Origin of the sequence: Psychrobium sp. MM17-31, from assembly GCF_022347785.1 — a bacterium.
Taxonomy (GTDB): Bacteria; Pseudomonadota; Gammaproteobacteria; order Enterobacterales; family Psychrobiaceae; genus Psychrobium.
The window spans coordinates 114,891-140,638 of record NZ_JAKRGA010000004.1 but is presented as its reverse complement, the minus strand read 5'-3'; the positions used below and the strand labels follow the sequence as shown (position 1 = coordinate 140,638).

General features: G+C 44.6%; 23 protein-coding genes. 12 read left to right on the top strand and 11 right to left on the bottom strand.

The window, feature by feature from the left end; translation table 11 throughout:
* Positions 1–3: 3 nt before the first annotated feature.
* Both MHM98_RS13405 and MHM98_RS13400 read right to left on the bottom strand, forming a co-directional pair.
* Positions 4–300: a type II toxin-antitoxin system RelE/ParE family toxin gene (locus MHM98_RS13405; RefSeq protein ID WP_239439857.1), complete on the bottom strand. Its 297-nt coding sequence runs from the start codon at positions 298–300 to the stop codon at positions 4–6.
* On the bottom strand, positions 287–544 hold the full coding sequence (locus MHM98_RS13400) for a type II toxin-antitoxin system ParD family antitoxin (protein WP_239439856.1): 258 nt from the start codon (positions 542–544) through the stop codon (positions 287–289). Before MHM98_RS13400 ends, MHM98_RS13405 begins: the two co-directional genes overlap by 14 nt.
* Positions 545–687: 143 nt before the next feature.
* Here MHM98_RS13400 and MHM98_RS13395 point away from each other — a divergent pair, with 143 nt between their 5' ends.
* Positions 688–1,020 (top strand): DUF2185 domain-containing protein, encoded by a 333-nt coding sequence (locus tag MHM98_RS13395; RefSeq protein ID WP_239439855.1) that lies wholly within the window; start codon positions 688–690, stop codon positions 1,018–1,020.
* A 136-nt stretch (positions 1,021–1,156) separates the two neighbouring features.
* On the opposite strand, the gene MHM98_RS13390 is transcribed toward MHM98_RS13395, so the two are convergent.
* The 3 genes from MHM98_RS13390 to MHM98_RS13380 form a co-directional block, all read right to left on the bottom strand.
* Entirely contained in the window at positions 1,157–2,716 is a 1,560-nt protein-coding gene (locus MHM98_RS13390) for an AMP-binding protein (RefSeq protein ID WP_239439854.1), read from the bottom strand.
* 63 nt (positions 2,717–2,779) lie between these two features.
* The gene (locus tag MHM98_RS13385) at positions 2,780–5,098 is read right to left on the bottom strand and encodes a TonB-dependent receptor (protein WP_239439853.1); all 2,319 of its coding nucleotides are present in this window, start codon (positions 5,096–5,098) and stop codon (positions 2,780–2,782) included.
* Positions 5,099–5,155: 57 nt separating this feature from the next.
* Entirely contained in the window at positions 5,156–6,433 is a 1,278-nt protein-coding gene (locus tag MHM98_RS13380) for a serine hydrolase (protein ID WP_239439852.1), read from the bottom strand.
* 129 nt (positions 6,434–6,562) lie between these two features.
* On the opposite strand from MHM98_RS13380, the gene MHM98_RS13375 reads away from it, so the two are divergent.
* On the top strand, positions 6,563–7,582 hold the full coding sequence (locus MHM98_RS13375) for an AraC family transcriptional regulator (RefSeq protein ID WP_239439851.1): 1,020 nt from the start codon (positions 6,563–6,565) through the stop codon (positions 7,580–7,582).
* A gap of 21 nt (positions 7,583–7,603) precedes the next feature.
* Here the strand turns inward: MHM98_RS13375 and MHM98_RS13370 are convergent, their stop codons facing one another.
* Positions 7,604–8,995: a nicotinate phosphoribosyltransferase gene (locus MHM98_RS13370; protein ID WP_239439850.1), complete on the bottom strand. Its 1,392-nt coding sequence runs from the start codon at positions 8,993–8,995 to the stop codon at positions 7,604–7,606.
* A 252-nt stretch (positions 8,996–9,247) separates the two neighbouring features.
* Between MHM98_RS13370 and trxC the strand changes: the two genes are divergently transcribed.
* The 3 genes from trxC (at position 9,248) to MHM98_RS13355 (ending at position 10,327) form a co-directional block, all read left to right on the top strand.
* The gene (gene trxC, locus MHM98_RS13365) at positions 9,248–9,679 is read left to right on the top strand and encodes a thioredoxin TrxC (RefSeq protein WP_239439849.1); all 432 of its coding nucleotides are present in this window, start codon (positions 9,248–9,250) and stop codon (positions 9,677–9,679) included.
* Positions 9,680–9,780: 101 nt separating this feature from the next.
* Complete coding sequence (locus MHM98_RS13360; protein ID WP_239439848.1) at positions 9,781–9,984, top strand: ribosome alternative rescue factor ArfA; 204 nt, start codon at positions 9,781–9,783, stop codon at positions 9,982–9,984.
* Between the two features lie 97 nt (positions 9,985–10,081).
* Positions 10,082–10,327, top strand: coding sequence for a DUF3297 family protein (locus MHM98_RS13355; RefSeq protein WP_239439847.1), 246 nt, complete (start codon positions 10,082–10,084; stop codon positions 10,325–10,327).
* Between the two features lie 76 nt (positions 10,328–10,403).
* On the opposite strand, the gene MHM98_RS13350 is transcribed toward MHM98_RS13355, so the two are convergent.
* The 3 genes from MHM98_RS13350 to exbB are packed head-to-tail and all read right to left on the bottom strand — an operon-like array spanning position 10,404 to position 12,654.
* Positions 10,404–11,261, bottom strand: coding sequence for an energy transducer TonB (locus MHM98_RS13350; protein WP_239439846.1), 858 nt, complete (start codon positions 11,259–11,261; stop codon positions 10,404–10,406).
* Between the two features lie 2 nt (positions 11,262–11,263).
* The gene (locus MHM98_RS13345; protein WP_239439845.1) at positions 11,264–11,689 is read right to left on the bottom strand and encodes a biopolymer transporter ExbD; all 426 of its coding nucleotides are present in this window, start codon (positions 11,687–11,689) and stop codon (positions 11,264–11,266) included.
* Entirely contained in the window at positions 11,689–12,654 is a 966-nt protein-coding gene (gene exbB / locus MHM98_RS13340; protein ID WP_239439844.1) for a tonB-system energizer ExbB, read from the bottom strand. The genes MHM98_RS13345 and exbB overlap by 1 nt, the downstream gene beginning before the upstream one ends.
* A 170-nt stretch (positions 12,655–12,824) precedes the next feature.
* Between exbB and MHM98_RS13335 the strand changes: the two genes are divergently transcribed.
* The 4 genes from MHM98_RS13335 to MHM98_RS13320 all read left to right on the top strand — a co-directional run bounded on the left by MHM98_RS13335 (position 12,825) and on the right by MHM98_RS13320 (position 19,583).
* On the top strand, positions 12,825–13,340 hold the full coding sequence (locus tag MHM98_RS13335) for a sigma-70 family RNA polymerase sigma factor (protein ID WP_239439843.1): 516 nt from the start codon (positions 12,825–12,827) through the stop codon (positions 13,338–13,340).
* Between the two features lie 7 nt (positions 13,341–13,347).
* Positions 13,348–14,331 (top strand): FecR domain-containing protein, encoded by a 984-nt coding sequence (locus MHM98_RS13330; RefSeq protein WP_239439842.1) that lies wholly within the window; start codon positions 13,348–13,350, stop codon positions 14,329–14,331.
* Positions 14,332–14,412: 81 nt separating this feature from the next.
* Entirely contained in the window at positions 14,413–17,151 is a 2,739-nt protein-coding gene (locus MHM98_RS13325; RefSeq protein WP_239439841.1) for a TonB-dependent receptor, read from the top strand.
* A gap of 14 nt (positions 17,152–17,165) precedes the next feature.
* On the top strand, positions 17,166–19,583 hold the full coding sequence (locus MHM98_RS13320; protein ID WP_239439840.1) for a PKD domain-containing protein: 2,418 nt from the start codon (positions 17,166–17,168) through the stop codon (positions 19,581–19,583).
* A gap of 95 nt (positions 19,584–19,678) precedes the next feature.
* On the opposite strand, the gene yiaY is transcribed toward MHM98_RS13320, so the two are convergent.
* Entirely contained in the window at positions 19,679–20,827 is a 1,149-nt protein-coding gene (gene yiaY, locus MHM98_RS13315; RefSeq protein ID WP_239439839.1) for an L-threonine dehydrogenase, read from the bottom strand.
* 201 nt (positions 20,828–21,028) lie between these two features.
* On the opposite strand from yiaY, the gene MHM98_RS13310 reads away from it, so the two are divergent.
* The 3 genes from MHM98_RS13310 (at position 21,029) to speB (ending at position 23,104) form a co-directional block, all read left to right on the top strand.
* Positions 21,029–21,736 carry a hypothetical protein gene (locus MHM98_RS13310; RefSeq protein ID WP_239439838.1) on the top strand — a complete coding sequence of 236 codons (708 nt, stop codon included), beginning with the start codon at positions 21,029–21,031 and terminating at the stop codon, positions 21,734–21,736.
* Between the two features lie 2 nt (positions 21,737–21,738).
* Positions 21,739–22,167, top strand: a complete 429-nt coding sequence (locus MHM98_RS13305) for an Lrp/AsnC family transcriptional regulator (RefSeq protein ID WP_239439837.1) — start codon at positions 21,739–21,741, stop codon at positions 22,165–22,167.
* A gap of 112 nt (positions 22,168–22,279) precedes the next feature.
* Positions 22,280–23,104, top strand: coding sequence for an agmatinase (gene speB, locus MHM98_RS13300; RefSeq protein ID WP_239439836.1), 825 nt, complete (start codon positions 22,280–22,282; stop codon positions 23,102–23,104).
* 58 nt (positions 23,105–23,162) lie between these two features.
* On the opposite strand, the gene MHM98_RS13295 is transcribed toward speB, so the two are convergent.
* Positions 23,163–25,730: a PKD domain-containing protein gene (locus MHM98_RS13295; RefSeq protein WP_239439835.1), complete on the bottom strand. Its 2,568-nt coding sequence runs from the start codon at positions 25,728–25,730 to the stop codon at positions 23,163–23,165.
* Positions 25,731–25,748 lie beyond the last annotated feature (18 nt).

Sequence of the window (25,748 nt, the reverse complement as noted above, 5' to 3'; positions counted from 1 at the left end):
CAACTAATCAAAACCTAATGCAGTTGAAATATTTTCTGCTCGCAAAATTCGCATGATATCAACTTGCTCATCATTCCATTTAAAATAAATAGAATGAGTAGCGTATACGCTGCGACGATAGCCAATTCGAATATGATCGACTGCTGGGTAGTGCAAGGGATTCAAGGCTATTTCGTCGAACCTTTTTACCAACCCTTCTAGATACAGCTTCGCGGCAAGCAACCCGAAATTATCGATACCATATTCAAACAGGTTTTCAATATCTTGGTCGGCGGCACGACTGAGTCTATAAGCCGCCATTGGCCTGCTTCCGAGTAATCACTGCATTGACAATATCTTCAGTAGAGCGAACGCTAAAACCGCTTTTCTCAGCTTTTATAAGCTCTTGTCTAATCACTTCGACTTCATTGGTACGCATCTGTTCTTTTCTTATCAAGTCGCGTAATAATTCGCTATCACTGGCGTAATTTCCGCTGGCCAATTGATGTTGCATCCATTGCTCTTGATGTTCGGTTACGGTGATACTTTTCTTAACCATTGCCATAGCAGGTCTCCTTCTTAAAAGACAAAAGTAGTATTTAATACTACTTCATACTACAAGTTTTTCCAATGTTCTTGCTCTAGATGGTCAGCTCAATGAATTAATGAGGTCAAAGTAAATTTGAAATTAAAACTTGAATGGCCGAGATGAAGTGTTTAATTTCTCTAGTCTTATTCATTAAAGAATTGAGCACAACCATGGATATTGGTTACGTCATTGTTAGCAACGAAATAATACAACAGGGTAAGCGCATAGTTTATTTCTATCGAGAGCAACCAATAAATAACGATGACAGCGGTTGGCGCTTTTTCTCTGGCGAAGAAAACCAAGAGTACGTAGACAATCCCGATAACTTTGCTATGTACAACGCTACTTCAATTGTTGATGTTGCTCCAGAAGTTGCTGAATTTTTATCGCTACCTTATCCAGCCGAAGTAGAGCGAAATGTTTTTACTGATGCACTTGAATTAGTTTACTAAGCATTCCAAACCAATAGAGCCAGAATAAATTGAAGTTTACTGACTGATACAACTATCCACACACAAAAAATCGCCTAGCAACCACTAGGCGATTTCATTTCACAAAAGAGTCAACTAACTCAAAACCAATAAGCTACTACCCCGCCGTGCGTAACTCGCGGCGGAGGATTTTGCCGACGGTAGATTTCGGCAGTTCTTCCATTATCACCAGCTTTTTTGGCACCTTGTAGTTGGTTAGCATCAATTTACAGTGCTCGATGATATCGTTTTCTGCGATATCGCTAGACACGGTAATAAACGCTGCGACTTTCTCACCCGTTTTATCATCGCTTTCACCGATAACAGCGGCTTCGACGATGTTTGGGTGTTTGGTAAGCACGTCTTCGACTTCGTTGGGATACACGTTAAATCCTGAGACAATAATCATATCTTTTAAACGGTCGACAATTTTGATCTCGCCAGTTGCTAAGCGCACAGCAACATCGCCCGTTCTGAAAAAGCCATCTTCGGTGAAAACCTTGGCAGTTTCTTCTGCTTGCTGCCAGTAGCCTTTCATCACTTGTGGGCCGCGCACCACCAGTTCGCCTTCATCACCAAAAGGCACGCTTTCACCCGCTTCGTTTCGCAGCTCAACGTCAGTTTCGATTAGCGGTTTACCAACGGTGCCTAGCACTTCATTACCCGGTTCATTGAGACACACCACAGGCGAGGTTTCGGATAGACCGTATCCTTCTGAAATTGAGCAGCCCGTTACTTTGCGCCACGTTTCAGCAGCGACTGAGGTCAAGCTAGTGCCGCCTGAGATAGTGAGTTTAAACTCGGAAAAATCCAACGCTTTAAAGGCATCTTGCATGCACAGGCCAATAAACAGCGTGTTAATGCCAGACATGCCTGTAAATTTGAACGGTTTAATGGCATCGATAAACGCTGATAAATCACGTGGGTTGGGAATTAAAACATTCAAATTACCATTGCAGGCAAAGGTCACCATGTTCACGGTAAAGGCGTAAATATGATAAAGCGGCAGTGGACAAACAAAGATTTCCTGTCCTTCGCGACAGCCATTTGCCAAGCGCAACATGGTTTGTTTGGCGTTGGTAATCACATTGCTATTGGTGAGCATTGCGCCTTTCGACACGCCTGTAGTGCCACCAGTGTATTGTAAAATACAGATATCACCTGGTTGCTCACTGATCCGCGGTTGCAGCGCTAATTCTTGCCCCTTTGCCAACGCTTGATTAAAACAGACAATGCCATCGCTTTTATCATTGATAGCGCCTGTGAGTAAATCGGCTGGCGTGGTAGAAATAACGCAGCCAATATCTGTTTCGCTAATTACTTCATTAAGTTTCGGCAGTAAATCCGCCAAGATAATTACCGCTTTAGCGCCAGAGTCTTTGTATTGATGACGCATCTCGGTTGGTGTGTAAAGCGGGTTGGTGTTCACTATCACCATGCCCGCACGCAGCACAGCGTAGGCGGCGATTGGATATTGAGTAATGTTCGGCAATTGAATTACGACCCTGTCTCCTTGCGACAGTGCCGGATGATGCTGCAGCCATGCCGCTAACGCACGAGACTTTTCATCGATTTCGGCAAAGGTGAGGGTTTGTCCGAGACAACTATACGCAGGGTTATCGGCGTATTTATGCAAGGCTTGTTCAAGGTGATTGGCTAAGCTTGTTTGTTCATTCATTATCTTAAACTCTTGTCTTGAGCGCCGAGCGCAATGCTCGGCAACTGATTAATGTGAAATGCTTTACTGAAACTTGTAGGTTGCTTCAATGCCGAATGTACGCGGCGCGTTCCACCCTTCGTTAATGCCGTTGAAGAATTCGCGGCGGCTAAATACAACGTCGTCGCTGTCTAACGCGTTACGCATCCACAAAGACGCCGACCATTTCTCAAACTCAACACCAATACGTGCGTTGACTGAGGTGCGATCTGGAATGTAGCCAAAAGGCACTGTTTCGCCTGACGCTAATGCTTGCTCTTTAACATTGTTATTAGTGGTGTAAGCATCTCCCGTGTAAGAGACATCGACATGGGCAAACCATTGACCGTCGCCATCGTTAAAGTCAGCGATGTAATCTAAGGCGAATGCCGCTTGTTTTTCGGCAGCCTGCGGTAGGCGATTACCCGTCACATCTGGCGCTGCAGCCGCACCGCCGTTAGGGAAGTAATCAAATGTTGCATCGAGAATACCGATAGAAGCGCTGTAGGTTAGGTTGTCGGTAATATCACCGGAGAACTCTGCTTCAAGACCTTGAGTTGATGCCTCTGCAGCATTCGAAATAGCGATGACAGTGGCCGACGAATCACCATCACTGACATCGATAAATTGCGATTGTTGGTAGTTGTCATAGGTAGTTTTAAATAGCGTCACCGAGTAGCGGAAGTTGCTGTCGCTGGAGAAACCTTTGATACCGACTTCGATATTCTTCGATTTTTCAGGCTCAAAAGTCAGTGCCTGTAATTGCAGTTGGTTAACGAAATCTAAGTTGTAGCCACCCGATTTACTGCCTTCAGCGTAACGTGCATAAGCTACTGTGTTTGAGTCGACGTCGTAATTTAACGATAGCGATGGCAGTAGATCATCATCAGTAAGTTCGTCCACCAAGTGATGAGTCGCGATTCTAAATGCGCCTGAATTACTACCGTCAACGCTCCAATCGACGCTGCGCTTCTCTTCGCCATAGCGCAAGCCAACACCTAATTGCCAATCTTCCGCGAAGCGATAAGTTAAGTTACCGAAAATCGCGTAACTGGTAGTTTCAACGGTGCCTTTGTGGGTAATTAAACCGGGATAAAGAAACTCAAACGCCGTACCTGTTAGTGCGCCATTAGGCTGTGGAGTTAGGTTATTGGCCGCTAACAGGCCTGCTAGGAATGTTTGATCCATTACGTAGCGGCTGTCGTCTAATGAAATTACTTTGCGATCTGTTGATGAATCTTGGTTGTAGTAATAAAGACCGACGATATATTCAAGTTTATCGTCGCTTGGCGAGGTATATTGAAACTCTTGGGTAAACTGATCGTATTCGTCGCGATAGTTAATATCCATCATGCTTAGCGAGCTGTAGTCGAGATCCCACAGCACATCCATCTCGGTATTGCGCTTGGCGGTGATCGATTTAAACGAGCCGCCATTATCGAGATTGTAAAGGGCTTGCATGCTAACGCCGGAGGCATCACGCGCTTCTTTATTTAGCGTATTGTTATTAGTTTGACGAATTGGTTTTCCTTCTTCTTCAACTGTGCGCAGGCCTGCAAAGTCAGTGATGTGCTCACCAAAAAGCGGATTTTCGTCAGCAGTTAGGACATCGACCGTAAAGAGTAATTCTAGGTTTTCGAAGCTTTCTACTTGTAGCTGCGCACGAATATTTTGCACATCGCGATTACCTAGCGTGCCTTTGGCGGCTGGGTTGACGTTATCGACAAAACCATCGCGCGTTGTCGTGCTGGCGGTCGCTTTGAAAAATACATCGTCTGATAACGGCACGTTGAAGAAGCCGCTGAGATTGCGATCGCTATAATTACCCAAACGCACTTTTACCGCGCCTTCAAATTCATCGTGAGGCTTTTTAGTAATAATATTTACCGCACCTGCCACGGTGTTTTTACCAAATAGCGAGCCTTGCGGACCACGCAATACTTCAATGCTTTCAACGTCCATCAACTCTTGATTTAAACCGGGAGATTGGCCAAGATAAACGCCGTCGAGATAAACACCAACTCGTGTATCGAAAGATATTTGACGCGAGTGTGCACCAACGCCGCGAATGTAGACTGCGTTGTTAAATGAGTTAAACTCTTCCACTTCCATGTTCGGCACAATTTGTTCGATGTCAGCTAATTGCTGCGCACCTGTTTTTTCGATGTCTTCACCTTTAACCGCGACAATAGACGTCGGTACATCAATAATCCGCTGCACCCGTTTTTGCGCTGAAACCATGATGACTTCAATGTTGTCTTTCTTCTCTGCCGATTTCTCTTTTTCTTCGGCATAAGCCGTATTACCCGCTGCCAATACTGCACAGCACACTAGTGAAAGAGGAAAGCCTTTAGTTTTTCTCATTGTTTACTCCCGCTTGTTTAAGCATTTTTGTTGTTATCGTTATGACTTGCTAGCGCATTACAGCTGACTGACTACTTCTCTAAGTGCGTTCAGCTTGTTAGCGTATTTTTTACTGTAGGGATTGGCGGCTATTTTCTGACTTGAGAAGAACACCGCGACGGTATTTTTAGATTTGTTGATATAGATGACTTGGCCGTGAATGCCTGAGCCCGCGAACTCTCCTTGATCGCTATCGAGGATCCACCACATGTTGTTGTAAGCTTCCCAACCGGCGTTTTTATATTTTGGATTGGCCTTCATTTTGGCTTTTTGCACAGCGCTCACTTGAGTGATGCGATCGAGCCATGTTTTCGGTAACACTTGTTCGCCGTTAAACTGGCCATCTTGCAAAATCATTTGGCCGAACTTAGCAGCATCACGCAGGGTGGAATTCATGCCAGCCGTTGCAACTGGCATGTAGGCTCGGTCGACGGCAATGAATGCGTCGTGGTCGGCACCTATTTTTCGCCATATGTGTTGATATATATAGTCGTTCAGCGGCATGCCACTTAACCGTGAGATAAGCCAGCCAAGCACATCTGTATTGGCGGAGTTGTATTCAAATACATCTCCCGGTGTTATCGCTTTATTGGCTTTGATGAAGTTAGCTAAGAAATCATAGATGCCGTAAATGTCAGTGGTGTTAGGATTTGCATCGCGACCACCTGGAATATACGCCATGTTCATAGCTGGCGCGTAATAGCGCAGAAAGTCGCTGCTGAGATCGGTGTAGTTTTCTTTAAAGTCGATGCCAGTGGAGTGATTTAATAACTGCTGAATAGTTACCCGCTCAAAACCACTGCCCTTAAGCTCAGGTAGATATTTAGCGGGAGAATCTGTTAGTTTTACTTTCCCTTGCTCCACCAGCACACCAAATGACGCACTTACCAGTGATTTAGTGACAGAAAACCAAATGTGTTTCTTTTGCGGCGCGGCAAAATTCCAATATTGCTCGTGTAAGATCGCGCCATCTTTAATGATAATGACACTATCCGCATCGTTAGCGGCGAACACTTGGCTAATTTTTTTAGCATCGGCTTTACTGAGTTTGTTGCCAGTGTCGTTAAACTGCCAAGATTTTAAACCGCGTGGAATTTGTGCAGTGTTATACACGGCACTGATGTTATTAAACGACCATTTGCTTTTGCCGTAATCGCGATAGTTGGCAAAGGTAACTTGAGTCTCTGCTGTGGGAGGAAAACCCGCCATGATTTCGCTGTTTTTCGCTTGCTCTGCCACAAGGTGAACGGGAAATAAAAGGGGAAGTAACGCGCTAACTGCAATTAACTTTTTCATTAAAATTTTAACTCAGATGTCCTAAACCTGTTCAAATACTAAGTAGTCAAAAAAAGTAATTCTTGACATTAGGACATAAAAAATGAAAATTCTGAGTGAATTATCAGCAAAGTTGTTAAGGAATATGCAATGAATAGTGAACCCAATATATCGAGCTTTATGTATGTTGGTGTTTCCGAATTATTGCGCCAACACGATATTTGTCCCGACTCTATCTATCAACAAATGGGCTTATCGCCGTCTATCGAAACTGACCCATCGGTGTTGTTACCCTATTCCAGTTTTTTGAATATGTTAGAGCACCTCAAGCAAGTTCTACCCTACGCTCATCCGTCGTTAATGCTATCAAAAATACAGCATCAGCAAGGCGAGAACTTCTATGTCGACCTGTTGTTAAACTCCCCCAATTTGGGCGTAATGCTGCAAAACGCTCTGCAATATCGCAAGCATTTCTCGGAAATTACGTATTGGGATTGGCACACCGATGACGATTACTTATTTATCAAACGATCGAGTTTTTCTTCAATCGAATACAACGTAGCAGAGCACAGTCTATACAGCCTGTCCTATTCGTTTCACGTCATCAAAAAAGTCATTAACGACAATAATGACAACATCGAGTATGTGTCATTGATTAAGCCTAAATGCGAAGGCCAGCAAGAATTAATGCGCTATTTCAATTGCCCTATCCGTTACGAACAAGACTTTGATGGCGTGGTGCTAAAACGACGAGCGCTGCTCACGCCAAACGATCATTTCTGCCACAAAAAATACGGCGCACTGCTCAAACGCATGATCGATCTCGCGGTTATTTTTCCGAGTAATCAAACCTTCGAATCATCGGTAAAGGCATTAATTTTTAGTACTTTAACTACCGATTTTTGCACCATTGAAGGCGTTGCTAAGATGATGAATATTCATCATCGCACGCTGCAAAATAGACTGAAGAAAGAAGGCACGACTTTCAAAAAAGCCGTGCAACAAGTGCGGGATGCCTGCGCGGTAAGAATGTTGATGCAACAAGAGTTATCGTTGTCGAAAATATCACGACTGCTGGGTTACAGCGAGCTAAGCGCTTTTACCCGCGCATTTACGGCGACACATGAAATGTCGCCTAAGGTATGGCGTAAGCTAAGATTATCGGCTTGATTTCAGTTCACCTAACAAGCTCTATGAACAATGAGCTGCCGCGTTTTCTCGAACTTGTTCAAAGCTTGTATCTTTAACTAACTCGCCATTTTTAAACACCGTTTGCAGCAGATTCTGACGATCACCTAAGTCTTGTTGGCGAATGGTTTGGAAGTTACCTTCGTCATCTTGAGCCACAGCTAAAATGCCTTTTTTCGAGCGCTTGCCACTATCGGTAATAGGATCCTTGTAAACATCGTGCATAGTGCCATCGATGGTCACTGCTGAAGCTTTCATGGCAAATTTTAACGTATCGCGATTCACTTTTTGTAGCAGCTCGCCACCCATGCCAAAAGCAATATTATCGGCGCTTAAACCAGCCTGTTTCATGGCTTCTAGAATAGCTTCAATGGTATTTAACGAAATACCATCTCCTTGAATCACGCGGATGCAATCAGGTAGTACGCGGTAGCCTTTGCTGTTCACACTATGGCCGAATCTCGCCATCAAACGCTCAATGGTTTCGGTAACAATAGCCACAGGATCGCCACTATCTGGACGTACAACCAAGGTGCCGCCTGTTGATTCAACGCGCTGTTTAAGCTCGTCGCCCCAGATGTTGTCGATGGCATTCCACAAATCGTAAGAGTCACTCACCACTGCCACCAGCTTGCCTTCGCCAGAGAATTGGTCGAGCATATTGGCGTAAGCTTTGGCCTCGTTTTCACGCCCCCACGCGGTAATGGTACTGTGCTCAGACGCTGGAATCGAAAAACCCGCCATTTCAGCGTTGTAATACTGTCTCGCTGCGACAATCGCGCTCACAGTATCTGTGCCCATGAAGTTCACCAGATGCGCCGCACCGCCAATAGCAGCAGCTTCTTCAGTGGTGGCGCCACGAGCGCCAAAATCGTGAAGTTTGAAATCGATACCGTCTAATGAATCGCATGTTTCAGTCATGTATTTCGTAATCACTTTGCGACAATGCCACGACACAGTAGCAACCGTAGTTGGATACCACACAGCGCGCAGCAACGCTGTTTCAACATAACTCGTTAGCCACGCACATTGAGGATCGGTATTGGTCACCTGCACCATGGCATTAAGCACGGGGATGACTGTACCTTCTGGAATCGCTTGAATCTCAATAGGTAAAAAGCCTTGATGCGCATCGACAATATGACGCCAGCCAGCTTCATTAAACGGCAGGCCGTGAGCAGTAATAATATCTTTAGCCTCATCGACATCATCATGAGTAATGGGCTTGCTTAAATACTCTTTGATAAACATTTGCAGTCCGAAAAATACCGCCTGTTTAAACTGACCGCCACGCGCTTCAATGTAGCTAGAAATGTGGCTAGTACCTGGTGGATACTGAAGATAGTGCGATGCTTTGTAAGAATCGGTATTTAAGATAATGCTGCGTTTTACCATTGGAGTATCAAAAGTCCTGCCGCTTCATACTGAAGACGGAAATAAGAATGAGTATTAAGTGACGTCATAATAACCAAATATGACAAGAACTAAATAGCAAAAGACGGGTTAAATGAGAATTGATTTAAAAAATGCGAACAAAGCGCTCATTATCCGCTCTTGTCCTCAAAATGTTGCAGTTGATTCGAGTTATTCGGCCTAACTAAAATCTGCTACTATCCATCGTAATTAAAACCATAACTCGATTTTACTATGAACATCACCTGCGCTAATTGCTTCACTACCAACCGTATCCCAGACGACCAAGATCACACCAAGGGAAAATGTGGCAAATGCCAACAAGGGATTTATTCATCGCAGCCAGTGGCTTTGGGAAACAACACCTTTTATCCATTTATCGAACGAAATGATTTACCAGTCATTGTCGATTTTTGGGCTGGCTGGTGTGGTCCTTGTCAGAACATGGCGCCAGTGTTTAGCAAAGTAGCAGCGGCAACACCGTCATTTTTGTTCGCTAAAGTCGATACTGAACAAGTACAACAGATTTCCGCTGACGCAGGAATCCGCAGCTTACCGACACTTATTTTCTTCTATAAAGGCCAAGCGGTAGACCGTATTTCTGGCGGTTTAAACGAGTCACAAATGAAACAATGGATTATGAGTTGTGTGCAAAAAGCAAGTTAACTCTTCTGTTTTAGCCTTTGATTGATCTTAATGTCGGATAATTTATAATCACAGCGCTTTGTCGTTGAGGCAAAGCGTCATCTATTTATTCGGAGTCCATCATGGCTAAACAAAAGAAACCTGTGACACAGTCACGGTCCAACGCAAGCGATATCGGTCGCGGCACAATACAAGATAATTTTCTCGCTGCATTAGTGACCTCAAAGCAATATAAAATGCAGGTAGTCAAAGCGAAAAAAGGTAAAGGCTCTTATCAACGTAAAAACAAACACGTAAGACGAGAGTCTTATTTAATGGCCGCTTAGCTCACAGCATCAGCGCACATTACATAAGACTTTCTATTGAGCGAGCTTAGTAACTCTCATAGAATAGCCACTTTCTTTCAATTCAAGTTGAAGCATCATGACAGAAACAAATAAACCAGAATTACCAGATCGCCTATGCGTTAACCCACGCAGCCCGTTTTACAACGAAGCTATTTTCCAACACGACATCGGCATTCGTGTTAACGGCAAAGAGCGTTTCGACGTTGACGAATACTGCATCAGCGAAGGCTGGGTAAAAGTAGCGGCTGGCAAAGCGCTAGACCGTCGCGGTCAGCCATTGCTAATGAAAGTAAAAGGCGAGATTGAAGCGTTTTATAAATAACCTGAGTTTAGGTTAACTATGCTTACACATTGACAAGGCGCTAATTGTTGCAATTAGCGCCTTTTTACATTCGGCTTTATTGAATAAAAAACGCCACTGGTACGGTAACCGACAACGCTCTATCAGGCGTATTTTCTGGCGGTATTGGTAGTGGCTGAGCCCGCTTAACTAACGCGATGACTTCGCGATCTAACACCTCTACACCACTTGGTCGATGCAACTTCACATCCTGCACCTTGCCTTGGCGATCCATGGTAAAACTCACCCAAGGTACACCTTGTTGACCGCGAATTTGCGCCGCTCTGGGATAGCGCTTTCGGCGCTCTAAATGTGCTGCTAAATTATTTTGCCAACTAATAACGGCTTGTGCATCCATTTCGCTAAGCGCCCCAACACGCGGCGCAGATGCTTGCGGCGCTTCTTTTGCCTGACTTAACGATGGTGTACTGCTGGCTTGAGCTTGTTGCGCAGGTGCAGTTTCCTCAACGGCCTGCTTTTGCTCCTTCTCTGGCTCTTTCGGCTCGATAACAATGGGTTTTGGCTTATCGGCAGGTACTTCTGGTGGTTCTAACTCTGTTTTTTGCTCAGTCTTGTCTACTTTTTTTATCACAAAGTCAGAGGCGATATCACTTACCGGTTTTACGGTTTCAACAGTCGGCTTAACCACAGCTTTAGGTTGCCGTTGTTGAACCTGTGGCACCACAGCTTGTTGTGGCTCAACTTGCTCTTGACTCATGGTTGTTTTGGGAGCTGCGACCATACTAACCTGAAAGATTTGTGGCGCAGCAGCAGGCGCAATCTGAAGTGACGCATCAGGTCGCCACAAAAAAATAGCGATCACCACAGCGTGAGCAGCAATAGCAGCAATTGCCGCCAATACCCAACGAGCGATGCGCCATTTAGGTTGCGCCAATGCCTTAAACAATTGATTCATGATTACTTTTCAGCCGCAGCTTCTAGCCCCATTAAGGCTATTTTGACGTAACCAGCTTGCGCTAAAACATTCATCACTTGCATCAGTTCACCGTAAGGTACCGATTTGTCAGCGCGTAAATAAATTTGGCGCTCAATACCAATATCACTAGCCAATAGTTGGTCTGTCAATTGTTCACGGCTAACCTGCTGTTTTTCGCCCAGCGTTAAGGTTAAATCTTGCTGCAACGTCAGATAAACTGGCTCGGCCTTTGGCGCTTCTTTACTGGCAGTAGAGGTTGGCAAATTGACTGGCACACTCACGGTCGCAAGTGGCGCCGCCACCATGAAAATAATCAGTAGTACCAAAATAACATCAATAAAAGGCGTGACGTTGATTTCGTGTTGCTCTTGAAATTCATCGTTGTCATTTTGCATATTAAATGCCATTAGCTAATCGACTCCGCTGCAGATGGTGCTTTATTTGACTGTTGAGACTCCGACTCTACTAAAACCTCTTGTGTATTGGATTGTTCAGTCTTTTCAACTTGCTCATCAGAATCACTGGTTTCGGTATTTGTCGATTCAGTATCTGTTTGCGATTCAACAATCTCTTCCTGCTCATCTTGCGAAGTGAAAATCGATAATTTAAGCGCTTTGGCGTGATCGTTTTGCTGATCTAGTTCGCGGCTCAGTAAGATCATTAACGCGCTGCTGATATCAGTTAAATTCGCTTTATAGCCACTGATTACTCGAGTGAAGTAGTTATAAGCCATTACTGCCGGAATCGCCGCGACCAAGCCCATGGCCGTAGCCAAAAGCGCTTCGGCGATACCCGGAGCAACAACGGCAAGGTTAGTTGTTTGGCTTTCAGCGATACCAATAAAACTATTCATAATGCCCCACACAGTGCCGAATAATCCGACAAACGGAGCAACCGATCCTATCGTTGCAAGAATTCCTGTTCCTTGGTTAGTGTGAGCAATAATTGACGCTTTAATACGTTCAAGGCGAGCATTAACTCGCTCTTTTAAGCCAGCTTCGGAAACAACACCATTAAGGCTCAAACCGAATTCTTGATGACAGGCTTGAATCAGACGAATAGCCTGTGACTCTTGCTGCTCGATATTCATATTATCGAAGCTTTCACACTGGATTAAATGAGTTAGCAGTCGCTCGCTATGCCCTTTTGCCCTGCGTAATTGCACTGTCTTGTAAATTAAAATAGTCCAAGTGACCAACGACGCGATCACCAAACCGATCATAACGGACTTAACAACGGCATCTGCCGCTAAATACATTCCCCACGGTGACAAGTCGTGGACAGGTGTAACGGTATTGGCTACAGCCGCGCCGCAGAAAACATACCCCATGACACTTAACACAACTGCGTTAAGCCATTTTTTGCTAGGCATAGACAAGCCCTTTGTATTGATTGCTTTATTATTAATGACGAACGAAAGACGATTTAACGCAGCTTTTTTTTCAATAAACTTGAAAATAGTCGCCCTACAGACTTCAAATGATAATCAATATCATTTACAATTGCGACCCATTTTTTCTAATGCGGTTGAGGAAGTAGCTGTTGGCCAGCAAATTTGACGCTAATGCAGGGTTAAACAAACTCTATCAAGAACACCACCAATGGTTGGTGCGCTGGATTGCTAGGCGCTCGCCAAACTGGGACTGTGCCCAAGACTTAGCTCAAGATACCTTTATTCGATTACTCAATCGACCTCAAGTCATTGAGACAATTCAAAGCCCTCGCTCTTGGCTCGCCAAAATAGCTGGCAACTTATTGGTTGACCAAGCTCGGCGACAATTATTAGAAAAGAACTATCTCGCCATGCTCGCAACGTTACCGGAAGCAGAACAACCTTCATGCGAAGAGCAATGGCTAGTATTTAGTTTACTCACACAAATCGATAAATTGCTTAATGGCCTAAGACCAATAGAAAAACAAGCATTTTTGATGGCAAGACTCGACGGCCTAAGCTACCGCGTTATTGCCACAGAGCTCAGTGTAAGTCTCTCATCCGTAGAGAAATACGTCGCTAAAGCCATGTTGGCCTGTTACAAAGCAAGTTACCCCCAAGAGTAGTAAGCGAATGAATCAACAGCAACACTCTGCAGATACTCAGCCTATTGACGAGGCAATTGTCCATCAAGCCATTAATTGGCATGTACAAATTGAATCAAGTGAAAGCCCTCTATCAACCATCAATGCTTGTAACCAATGGCGCGCCCAAAATCCCGACCATGAGCTTGCGTGGCAACGACTCACTCGCATTAACCAAACGTTTTCTAACACACCGACGACCTCAACGTTAGTCAAACACACGCTCATAAAAACTGACGCCGACTACCAAGATGTGACTCGCCGCCAAGCCATTAAACGCGTTGCAGGTTCAGCACTAGCCGTTGGCGCTGTCGCGTTAGTTGCCCAACGCCAAGGGGCGTTAGAGCACCTTCAAGCAGACTATGCATCGAGTAGTAATGCGCGTTTTCACATTCTAGAAGACAATAGCGAGCTGTGGCTGAATCGGGATAGCACTGTAGAAGTTGCCTTTTCTCCCCTTAGACGTGATTTAGCACTTACCCGTGGAGAAATGACGTTATCGGTTGCAAAGGCACGTTCGCCACTGCACATCGACATGCCATTTGGACAGCTCAAAACAGCGAGTAGTAAAATTTTTGTCAGACGCACAAATAATCATGCCATTGTTCAAGTCTCGCAGGGTAAGGCTTCATTGCTAGCCAAAGGTTCGAAACATCGATTAACCATTGAGGCAGGGAAAACCTATCGCGTCGATGCACATCGCGTTGAATCTCTCAATAGCAATACTTTTGATTATACGAGTTGGGTTGACGGTATTTTTTCGGTGCGCAACATGCCCATGAAATCATTTCTACAGGAATTGAGCCGCTATTATCCGGGGTATCTGAAGTGCGATTCACAGTTAGATAACACCCTTGTCTCAGGGGTATATCAACTGGCAGATATGGATACTATTCTCAAAACTATTGCCTTAAGCGCAGGTGCCAAAGTACGCTACTTAACTCGATTTTGGGCAACAATTTCACCTAATTAAAAATAATTCTCAATTTTATTTACGGTTTTTTATTTTTCATTCGGCTTATAAGTGTCAATTGAATTTTAGAGCCGAAAATACATGCTTAATCGCGTCACAAAATCACTGTATATCACCGCATTTCTCTCCTTGGGCATCGCTCCTCTTGCGACGCCTGCATTTGCTACTGCGCCATTGAAAGTAAGTCTACCAGCTGGTCAATTAAACGATGTTCTTGACCAACTATCGCGACAAGCCAAAATCACCTTGTCTTATGCTCAGCAAGATGTTGAGGGTATTTCTGTTAGTGCTATCAATGGCAATTTCAGCGCCGATATAGTGTTATTCACTCTGTTGCAGAATACCGATTTAATGCCAATTAAAGTGACCGATAACGCATGGCTAATCAAAAAGAAGTCACTAGCTGGCGGCAATGGCGACGGTACAACGCTCAATACCATCACCGTTGAAAGCCAGCGCGCTAAACTCAAAGATAAAACCTACCGCGAGTCAGCTTCTGTCAATGTCATTACCCAAGAGACTATTGAGCGTTTTCGTGGCACATCGGTGGGGGATATTTTCCAAGGCACTCCGGGTGTAATAATCAGTGAAAACCGCAACTCGGGCGGGCTCGATGTCAATATTCGCGGCATGCAAGGTCAAGGGCGTGTACCTGTTCTGATCGATGGCAGTCGTCAAGAAACCACGGTGTACCGCGGCTATGCAGGTGTATCGAGTCGCAGCTATATCGATCCCGATTTAATAGGCAACTTACAAATTGTCAAAGGGCCTGCTATGGTTGCTCAAGGCACTGGTGCTACAGGCGGTATGGTGAGCGTTAATACGCTTGGCATCGAAGATATTGTAAAACAAGGAGAATTATCCGGTTTTAGAATGCGTGTCTCTGGCGTTGGCAACACATCATCAACGCCAGCGGCAGGGACTTACGCTGGCTACTACATTCCAAATGGATCTACACGTATCGACAAAGAGTCGGCGCGCATTGTTTCATCAGCCGTTTACTTCTCCGATTGTCGCTTTGCATCGCGCTGCCCTGAGCGCACAAAAATGCCTGAGCATTTTGCACCAGAAGAAGGTATGGATAGGCCCGGACTGTTTAATTTCAATAGTTATGCAGCCAGCTTAGCGGGCGGCAAGCGTTTCGATTGGGGCGATATCGTTGTCGCCTATGCCAAACGCGAGCAAGGCAATTATTACTCGGGCACCAAAGGCACTACGCCAGAATTAACCATTGGCGAACCTCAGGTCTTCCCGTGGAAAACAGATACCCCCGTCAAGCTAGAATACATTTCGCGTTTTCGCGGCGCAGAGCGCATTCCCAATACCAATTTTTCCAGTGAATCACTGCTGCTAAAAGGCAGTTATTTCCTACCACAAGATCAAAGTGTTGAGTTAAGCCATATCCGTTATGACAGTGCTTACGGTGAGATGATGCCATCGCAAATTTTGCGCTTTGGGCAAGCCAGACAGTGGCTAGACAGTGAAGTTCTCAACAAAACTTACACCGCCCGCTATCGTTGGCAACCTGTCGAATACGATTGGGCTGATTTACGTGCAAACCTTTGGCATACCGACGCAACGACTGTGTTAAACACACCGGGAGTCGGTTCGGTCGATTTAGAAGATAACACTAAACGTCAAGATAATTACCAGCGCTGGGGTATCGACATCACCAATAGTATGCGCTTCTTCCAATGGGGTGATATGACTTTAAATTACGGCATTTCAGGTCAATGGGAAGATATGGATACAGACACGCCAGAAGCCGAAGGGTTTTACGCGGGCTCACGTAAGGGCTGGCGTCGCGAATTTAGCGCATTTAGTGCGTTAAAGTGGCAGTTTATGCCACAGTGGACGCTAGATGCAGGGATCCGATACAGCAAATTTGAATCGAAAGACAGCAATCCGTTGCCATTGGAAACCAGCGATCCAGCCTGCGTATCAGACGGTAACGACGGATGTTTGCCAGTAAACTACAAAAACGATCATTCGGGTAGTGCACCATTAGTTGCAATTACATGGCAACCAACTGACAAAATCATGATGTATTTACGTCACGCTCAGGCGCTGCGCATGCCGAGTCTATTCGAAAGCACATCCGGCTGGTCAGTAAGCCCTGCTCTCGATATCCCTATTAATCCCGAGCACGCAAAAAATAATGAAATTGGCATCAGTTATGTCGATAAATCACTATTTAATAACCAGCATCAATTGCGCGCAAAATTAGCCTATTTTGACAATCACGTTGACGACTACATCACTCGCACCCGCCGTAATGCATGGGAAGAGCGCCAACAAGGATTCGATTTCTTCCGTTTGCGCAACATCGAAAGCTTAGATCTTGAAGGTATTGAATTAGATGTCAGCTACGACGCCACCAAATGGCTCATCGAATTCAAAGGCACCAAATACAACTTGATAGAAGTATGTCACAACGGCACCGAGGTGCGTTTCGCGTGTACAGATTGGGGCATTGAGCACAGCTATATCAACAATATGATCCCGCCACAATGGCAGGCAACGCTGCACTTGGGTGGCCGATTACTCAACCAAAAACTCGAGTTTGGCACACGTGCAACCTTCATCGGTAAACGTAATTCAGTGCCGCGTTACAACGCAAACACAGGCTTTAATCCCCCGGTGCTATGGGAGAGTTATCGCTTACTCGACCTATACGCTAAATACAAATTCAGCGACGACATAACAATCGATTTCACTGTCGACAATGTCACAGATCGCTATTACATCGACGCTTTAAGCCTTGGTCTAGTACCTGCCCCCGGCAGAACTGCACGCCTTGGCTTAAACCTTCAATTTTAACTGGAGAATAACTAATGAAACGAACGCTTGGCCTCTTGGCCACGATAGGCTTGTCGCTCATGCTCACCGCTTGTGGTGGCAGCAGCACGCCAAAGAAACCCACAGCGGCATTTGCAATGTCAGCACCGACAGAGAGCACATTTTCTCTTAAAGATGGCAACGTAAAAGTTAATCTTGACGCCAGTACAAGTACTACACCGCGTGATGCTAACTTAACTTACGCGTGGCAAATGATTTCTCGTCCAGATCTGAGCATGGCCGAGCTAGCGAATACCGACGAGAAAACAACAGACTTTACTGCCGATCTCGCTGGTGACTATGTTGTAAGCCTAATCGTCAATGACGGCAAACAGCAAAGTGAAGCTAAGCGCATGACAATCACTGCGACTAGCCCATATCCAGTAGCTCACTCAGAAACCAACTACAGCGTAACACTAGGTACTGAAAACGTCGGTTTAGACGCGAGTAAGAGTACTTTACCAACAGGTAAATCAGGTGACCTTGTTTACCAATGGACGCTAAAAGAAAAGCCAGCTGACAGTGCGGGTTACATTAGTAATAGCAATGAAGCACAGGCGAGCATTAACCTAGATCTAGAAGGTGAATACAAACTTGAGCTAGTTGTTAAGTTCGAAGACACCAGCAGTAAACCTGTTGAAGTCACTGTTAAAGTAGCTTCGGGTAACGCACAACCGATGGCTAAAGCCGAAGATATGACAGTAACACTTGGTAAAGAAGTAGTTATTGATGGCAGTGCAAGTAGCGATCCAGAAGGCGAATCGTTGCAGTACCGCTGGTCTTGGTCTTACTCTCCAGTCGATCCGCGTGGTGTACCAGTACCAGAATTATTCGACACTAAAACAGATACAGTGCGCTTCACACCTGTGGCTGCGGGTGAATACAAACTTAAGTTCTTTGTGTTTGACGGCGAACGTAAGAGCGAAGATAAAGAAGTGACTATCACCGTAGAAAAAGATCCTGCGGTAACAACTAACCAACCACCAGTTGGTAAAATCGAAGCAACGGGCTACTTCCCTTCATACAGTGTTGGCGAACAAGAAGTTGGTCGTCGCGCTGAGTTTAACTTTGTTGGTTACGATCCAGAAGGTGAACCGCTACAAATCGTTAGTGCTGAGCTAATTGAAAAGCCTGCTGATAGTACTGTAGAACTCGTTAACATCGGTAGCTGGAAACCACTTGGTAAGAAAATTCAAAAACTTGACGTTGTCGGTAAATACAGTGTACGCATGACTATCTCAGATGGCGTCAACCAAATTACCGCCGAAGCCAATATGCAAGCACTTATCGGCCAAGTTAACTCACAACCATCAACCCGAAGTGTCGATGTGAAGGCCCAATCAGTGCTTGTTGGTGAAGACCTAGTGTTTGACGCATCAAGCAGTGATCGTAACGGCGATCCTATGACTTTCCACTGGGAATTAGCCGATAAACCAGACGGTAGTAAAGCAGTTATCACACCAGTTATTGAGCCAGAAAGTGGCGAGCTACGCCGAGCTGTTGTGAAAACTGACGTTCCAGGTTCTTACACGGCACGCCTAATCGTTGAAGATGATCGCGGTCTACGCGCTAAGTCTTACGAACAAGATACTGGCTTTGCAAAAACCTCGAACACTAAACCAGAAATTCGCTCAGTAGTTTGGGCGCGTAACTGGGGCCGTTTGAATCCAGGGGAAAACTACTACCAAATTCTTCCTTGTATGTCGTTATTACACCGCCCAGTAGTCGTTGACTCTGATGGCGATGAAATCGATATTTTCGAGCACACTGAAAATGAATTAATCAAAAAGCCAGAAGGCGGCGAATTTACTAGCTCACCAAGCGACGATTCCTGTGCTAACACTCGTGGTAAGGTATTTACCAAACCAGGAGAATACACCTTCCGTTACTACGCGACTGACTTAATTGACGACGCCGACCCATACGATTTCGTTGTAAAAGTAGATAGCTTTGAAGACGCCAAAGGCGTACGTCTGCGCAACGTTAGCTCAAGCGGTGACTTATGGCACCCACTTCCATACGAAAATAAACCACCTTATGGAAATGTATTTAGTCCAGCAACTCGTCCAATCGAAGAAGACAGCGCTATAGCATGGGCACTTGAAGCCGTAGACGGTGATTACACCATCGAAAACGTCAAAGTTAGCCACATTAACGGCGGTTTAGATGATTTAACACCACGTTTCGAAAACCTTGAAGAAGGCCAAGTCATTAAGAAAGGGGAAACGCTTGAGTTCAAAACATGGATGCGAGCTATTCCTTGTGTAAGAACCGAAGAGCGCGGCGAAGGCTTCCACTTCTCATTCAACATTAAAGAAATCCCAGAGATTACTTTCGTGTACGAAAACTGGTTAGGTGCTAGCAACAGCAGCTTCAGTAAATGGGAACAATGTACTGCTGGTCAAATCAAATAAACCAGCGTTGAAATAACAATAATAGCGAAGAGCAATAGTCAAAAAGGAGCTAGTTTTTAGCTCCTTTTTTATTGCTACTCACTATATCTTCAACATTACATTGCGGCGAGATAGATATCACTAATTTCTTGGTGAGTAGCCTGCTTCGGATTAGTTAAACCGCACACGTCTTTAAGCGCATTATCAGCCAAGGTTGCAATGTCTTTCTCAAGCACATCTAGTTCTTTTAGCCCAGCAGGAATACCAACGTTTTTGGCCAGTGTTTCAATAGCCGCGATAGCCACTTCAGCGCCTTGCTCAGCTGATAAACCGCTAATATCAACATCCATTGCCTGAGCAATATCTGCTAATCGTTGCGGCACAACTTGCGCGTTGTAGCGCTGGACATGAGGTAATAGCACCGCATTACACACGCCATGTGGTAAGTCGTAAAAACCGCCCAGCTGATGCGCCATTGCATGAACATAGCCCAATGATGCGTTATTAAATGCCATGCCAGCCATAAACTGGGCATACGCCATATTTTCACGCGCTTCGATGTTATTACCATCTTGTACAGCGGTTGGTAAGTATCGATTGATTAGCTCAATCGCTTTGAGTGCAACTGCATCGGTGAGTGGAGTTGCTGCCGTAGATACATAAGCTTCAATGGCATGTGTTAGCGCATCCATACCTGTTGCAGCGGTTAATGACGGCGGCATACCTGTCATCATCGATGGATCGTTCACTGATAAAATTGGCGTAGTGTGCTTATCGACAATCGCCATTTTCACGTGTCGAACTTCGTCGGTAATAATCGCAAAACGAGTCATTTCTGATGCCGTACCGGCGGTCGAATTAATAGCAATTAATGGCAGCTGTGGATTTGCCGATTTATCGACACCTTCATAATCACTAATATCACCACCATTTGTAGCCACCAGCGCAATACCTTTAGCGCAATCGTGTGGCGAACCACCACCCAATGACACAACAAAATCACAGTCGTGTTGTTTAAGCACAGCAAGGCCAGCTTCTACATTGCCTACGGTAGGGTTTGGCTGGGCCTTATCAAACACCACACTTTGCACATCTGCGGTGTCGAGTAAGTCGGTAAAGCCTTTTACCACACCGATTTCATTCAGTACGGTATCACTCACTACCAAACATTTTTTAAAACCTTGTGATTTGATAAATTCAACGGCTTCATTAACACAGCCCTCGCCCATTAAATTCATTGACGGCATAAAAAACATCGCGCTCATTGTCGTGCTCTCCTAGAGATTATTTAGTTTCTAGGAATAAATTAGCACTTCACCATCGCCGCAATATTGATTTAAAACAAGGAGTCTTTGTGTAAATAAAGTAACTGTTTTTCCTCGACATTCCATAGGGTTATTGGGTATTGTTGCCCCTTATCTGACACCTCAACCACTTAATGACTAAGCAAAAATAAGGATTATTTAATGTCGTCTAAATTCATGAACTTTATTGATAAAGCTAACAGAGTTATTTTCTTCTCGGGGGCAGTACTAGTTGCGTTACTTTTAGCAGCTATATTAATCATAAAAGGAATAAATTATTTAACTAAATCAGATCATTACAACCAGCCAATTACAGTGATCAATGATACGAAAGAAACGACTAATATTGATTATAAGAAACGGTATCTAACTAAATTAGAAGACAAATTTCTATTTGAGATCTTGTCGGATAAAATAAAAATCCAACAAAAAGAGAATCGCGAAAGTTCAATTGCCCCACTCATTATAAATTCAGGAAAAAACAATTTTAGTTACCTCAGTCATCACACCGTCAACATACTATTCACTAGTGTTGACGGAAGTAGCTATCCGCTATTGAAATCGCATACATTGATAGCAGATACCTCGCTGAAAAACACAGAAAAAACAGAACACGCTTATCTGCTCAGTAAAAATTTATATACTTTGATACCTCAAGACTCAAATCAAGATGGCTTTTTAGATGATGAAGATAAGTCCGATTTCTGGGTCTCAGATAGTGATGGAAAGAACCTAAAGCAGCTTCTCAAAAACATTGAACATTACCGTATCATCGAGGACGATACTGTACTTATAAAGAAAGCCGACGAATTCCATTTGTATTATGTTGATAAAGACCAATTAGTTCAGCTCGATACGACAATAAAATAATCATGAAACTAGACGCCAAAGATCAACGCATTATTGAACTACTCTCCGACAACGCGCGTATGCCTGTCAGCGAGATCGCGCGGCAGGTGCATTTGTCTCGTACCACTGTGACTGAGCGGATAAACCGCTTGCAAGATAAAGGGGTGATTACGGGCTACAAAGCCATTGTTAACCGTCATAGTATCGAGGCAATTTCAGTGATTGGTACGTTAACGGTCGATACTAAGGCATTTGACGATGTGGTGGCTCAACTTGAGGATATACCAGAGGTGACGCGCTGCGCAGCAATTAACGGCCAAGGTGATTTGTTTATCGAGTTATCTGTCGCTAACGTCGCTAAACTCGACGCAATACTCGCTCATTTTGGCACTATCGACGGTATTAGTAATACCGACACAAACATCGTTCTAAATTCGTTTTTTCAGCGCTAGTCCCAACCGTCACTTTGCATAAAATTAGTCACCAATTCCCGCTATTTGGCGGTAGCTGCACTCACCTAAGCTCATTAAAGTAGTAGTCACACTAAATACAAAAATGACTACCATGCAAACACCTCCACAGAAACCATTAAGCCAAGACGATATCGCACTATTGGATATGCCCTTCGACGCTAATTCATCGCATCTGCGTGGGCCATCCGAAGGGCCCGCTGCAATTCGTGAAATGATGAGGTGCGGCTCCGCCAATTCCAGTACTGAACTCGGGCAAGAGCTCAATCATAACCCTCGAATTGTCGATGCAGGCGTTGTCGATTGCTCTGATGACAACAAGGCTTTTGATAATCTAGAAACAGCGATAGACGCTATTGGTAAGCAAGGCGCCAAGCCACTTACCTTCGGTGGCGATCATTCGGTGACTTACCCTATTATTAAATCACTGGCGAAATATCACGGCAGTTTTACGATTCTACATTTCGATGCTCATCCTGATTTGTACGATATTTTAGATAACAACCCGCTTTCCCATGCCTGCCCGTTCGCGCGGATTATGGAGAACAAACTTGCAAATCACTTAGTGCAAATAGGTATTCGTACTTTAAACCAACACCAACGTGACCAAGCCGAAAAGTTTAACGTTGAAGTACACGAGATGACTAACTGGCGTGGTGCAGAACAAATTAATATTGATGAACCTGTGTATATCACTATCGACTTAGATGCCTTAGATCCCGCTTATGCGCCCGGCGTATCCCATTTCGAGCCCGGCGGCTTAAGCGTGAGGCAAATTCTTGATGTCATTCACTCGCTTAATGTACCTGTTATCGGTGCTGATATCGTAGAATATAACCCACAGCGGGATATCAACGGCATGACCGCTATGGTCGCCACTAAGTTATACAAAGAAGTGTGCGGCAAGATGTTGGCGTAAAAAAAGAGACGTCTCGGACGTCTCTTTTACTTGCTTCTTATTGGATGAGTTTCTAGGTCTATTCGCTAGCGCGAGACGCGTAAATATAAGGTGAGTAATCGAATGTCCAGTTAGGGCGCTGTGCAATCTCAAACGACCAATGTAATTCTTCACCGGCATTGGTAGAGTCAAATTGATTAACTGTTACATCAGTTGGCGAGGTAATAATTAAATCGAAAGTCACAGACTCACCTTGCTTAATCACTTGACCATCTTCGAGCCCTTTAAAGCTAGCGGTAAAGTCATCTTGCGAAACCGCTTTCAAGTTAGTAATAGTGTAATCTTGATCAAATGCAGTTAACGTAAAACGTTTTGCTAAAGTATCCCCATTAGCATTAAGGTACGAATTAAAGATCGGGAAGTTACTCTTTTCTGCTACGTTATATGGGAACAACTTCTGACGATGTGACATGCCTGCTTGGCGGCGTAAACCATCAAGACCCAAAACTACAGAGTCATGTAAGTCTTCGAGTAGCAATGTAGGATAATCCGCAGGTGCAACGGCTGGTATAGCAAACTCTACAGCCTCGGTAGTCTCAATGCCATCAGATACCTGTAACGACACGACATAGTCTCCTGCTATAGACGGTGCAAAACCGATATTTTGACAAGTCCACTCACGCATCGCTAATACGCCTTCAAATAACTCTTTATTGGTTTTGTATTCACCATCACTTGTTACACGACGTCCATTCATACATAGACTATGGCTATAACCAAAACCTGCAATACTAGCCGGAAGCACCAATTCACTACTTTCTGGTGATTCTTTTAAGTGCCATAAGTAGCTCAATGGATCACCATCAGGATCGAACGCATCACTACTTACGACAACCGATGAATTAAGCGAGCGTCGATCAAAATTACCCGTGTCAGCATCGAACACCAAATCAGTAACAGGATAGACAACTAGTGGTTGTTCATCAGAAAACTCACGCTCTAATTGCGGACGTATAATAGGCAAGTTATTTTCTGCTTTTGCCATAGCTAAAACACGTTGTGGTCCAGCAAAGCCACCGACACTGCTTGCGCCATGACTATCGGTGACATGCATTTCAACAACATAAGCACCAGCTTTATCAGCCACTAGCGACGGTGTCACTTTGTTAGCATCTTTTAATTCTGCAGTACTACCATTTGGCTTATCGATTAGTGTCCAGTGGTACGTCAGCTCATTGTCGTCAGGATCTTTACTCTCGCCACCATCAAATGTAATAGTTTGACCGATTAGTGCTGCATTCCCTGCACCGGCGAGTTTAGCTGAAGCAGTAGGTTTGCGATTGGCACCGACAAGCGCAGTAAAAGTTCCAGTTACTGGCTCACTCCACTCAACGCCATCATTAGCGCGAAGCTGCAGAGTATAATCACCAGCAACAGGCATAGATAGTGATGGCGCAAATGGATTTGCTAAATCAGCTGTCGCAGGGTCAAAACCATCAGGGTAGGACAATAGTTCCCATTCATACATCATGTAATAAGGATTACCTGTCTCAATATCGACACTATCAAATGCCCATAATTGCAGGGTATCCGCTAGCTCAACTTCATAGGTGCCAGTTGTAAAGTTAGCGCCCACTTTTGCCATTGGCTTATTGTTAACGTGATCGCTCGCTAACTGATTGACCTCAATACGCTTGTTTACTGTTTTACGAATAGTGCCGTCATATACCGCTAGCTCAACGCTAAACTGACCAAATTTATCAGGGGTAAATGTCACTACTTTACCGGTGTGCTTATCTAATGTTGCGCTTGAGCCATCTGGCACGAAAGGACGCTCAGCAGATCCCAAGAACCAGCGATACTCGAGTTCATCACCATCCGCATCGACTGTCGCGCTCGCATCTAAGGTGACGGTATCTCCCAATACCCAGCCGTCCGCATCGCCACCAGTGATAGTAAATTCTGGATTTGGAATAGCATTTAACGCCGAGGCGCGTATCACGACATTAATCGCGGGACTAACCTTATCGAGATAACTAACAACCAACTCTAGTTCGTAATCACCTTCAATATCGGTAGTTAAACGCGGTTTAACATATCCAGCATCGTCGAGCTCAGCAGCACTGTCTTCTGGCTTTTTAATCAATTTCCATTGATAAGATAATGCACTGGCATCGCCTTCTGTTGGTGGCAAACTGTTACTGGCATCTAATTGCACCTGATCACCCACACTAGAACCCATTTCAGCTAAAGAAACTGCCGTTGGATTAGGATTAACCGCCGTTAACTGCTGACAATTTGGCGCACTACTTTTCTGATCATCTTGTACCGTTAAACACAAGGTGTAATCACCAATTTTATCGGCAGTGAACGTGGTAGATTGCGCATTTTCAGCTGGTTTAGCAATGCTATCAGCAGGTGCAGAGTCCACCATCCAAGTCCACTGACTTACACCTGCATTTGGCGAAATACTTTGAGTTCCATCAAGGTTGACACTCTCATTGATATTAACTTTGTCTTGAGAAATAAGCGCAACAGCCATCGGCGGCAGAGTCACTTTAGTGTCACTTGAACCACCACATCCCGTCAGCATCAGGACGAGTGAACTGGCAACGGTCAATGCAAATGGATTAACGCATTTTTTCATTATTGAGTTCCTGTTATT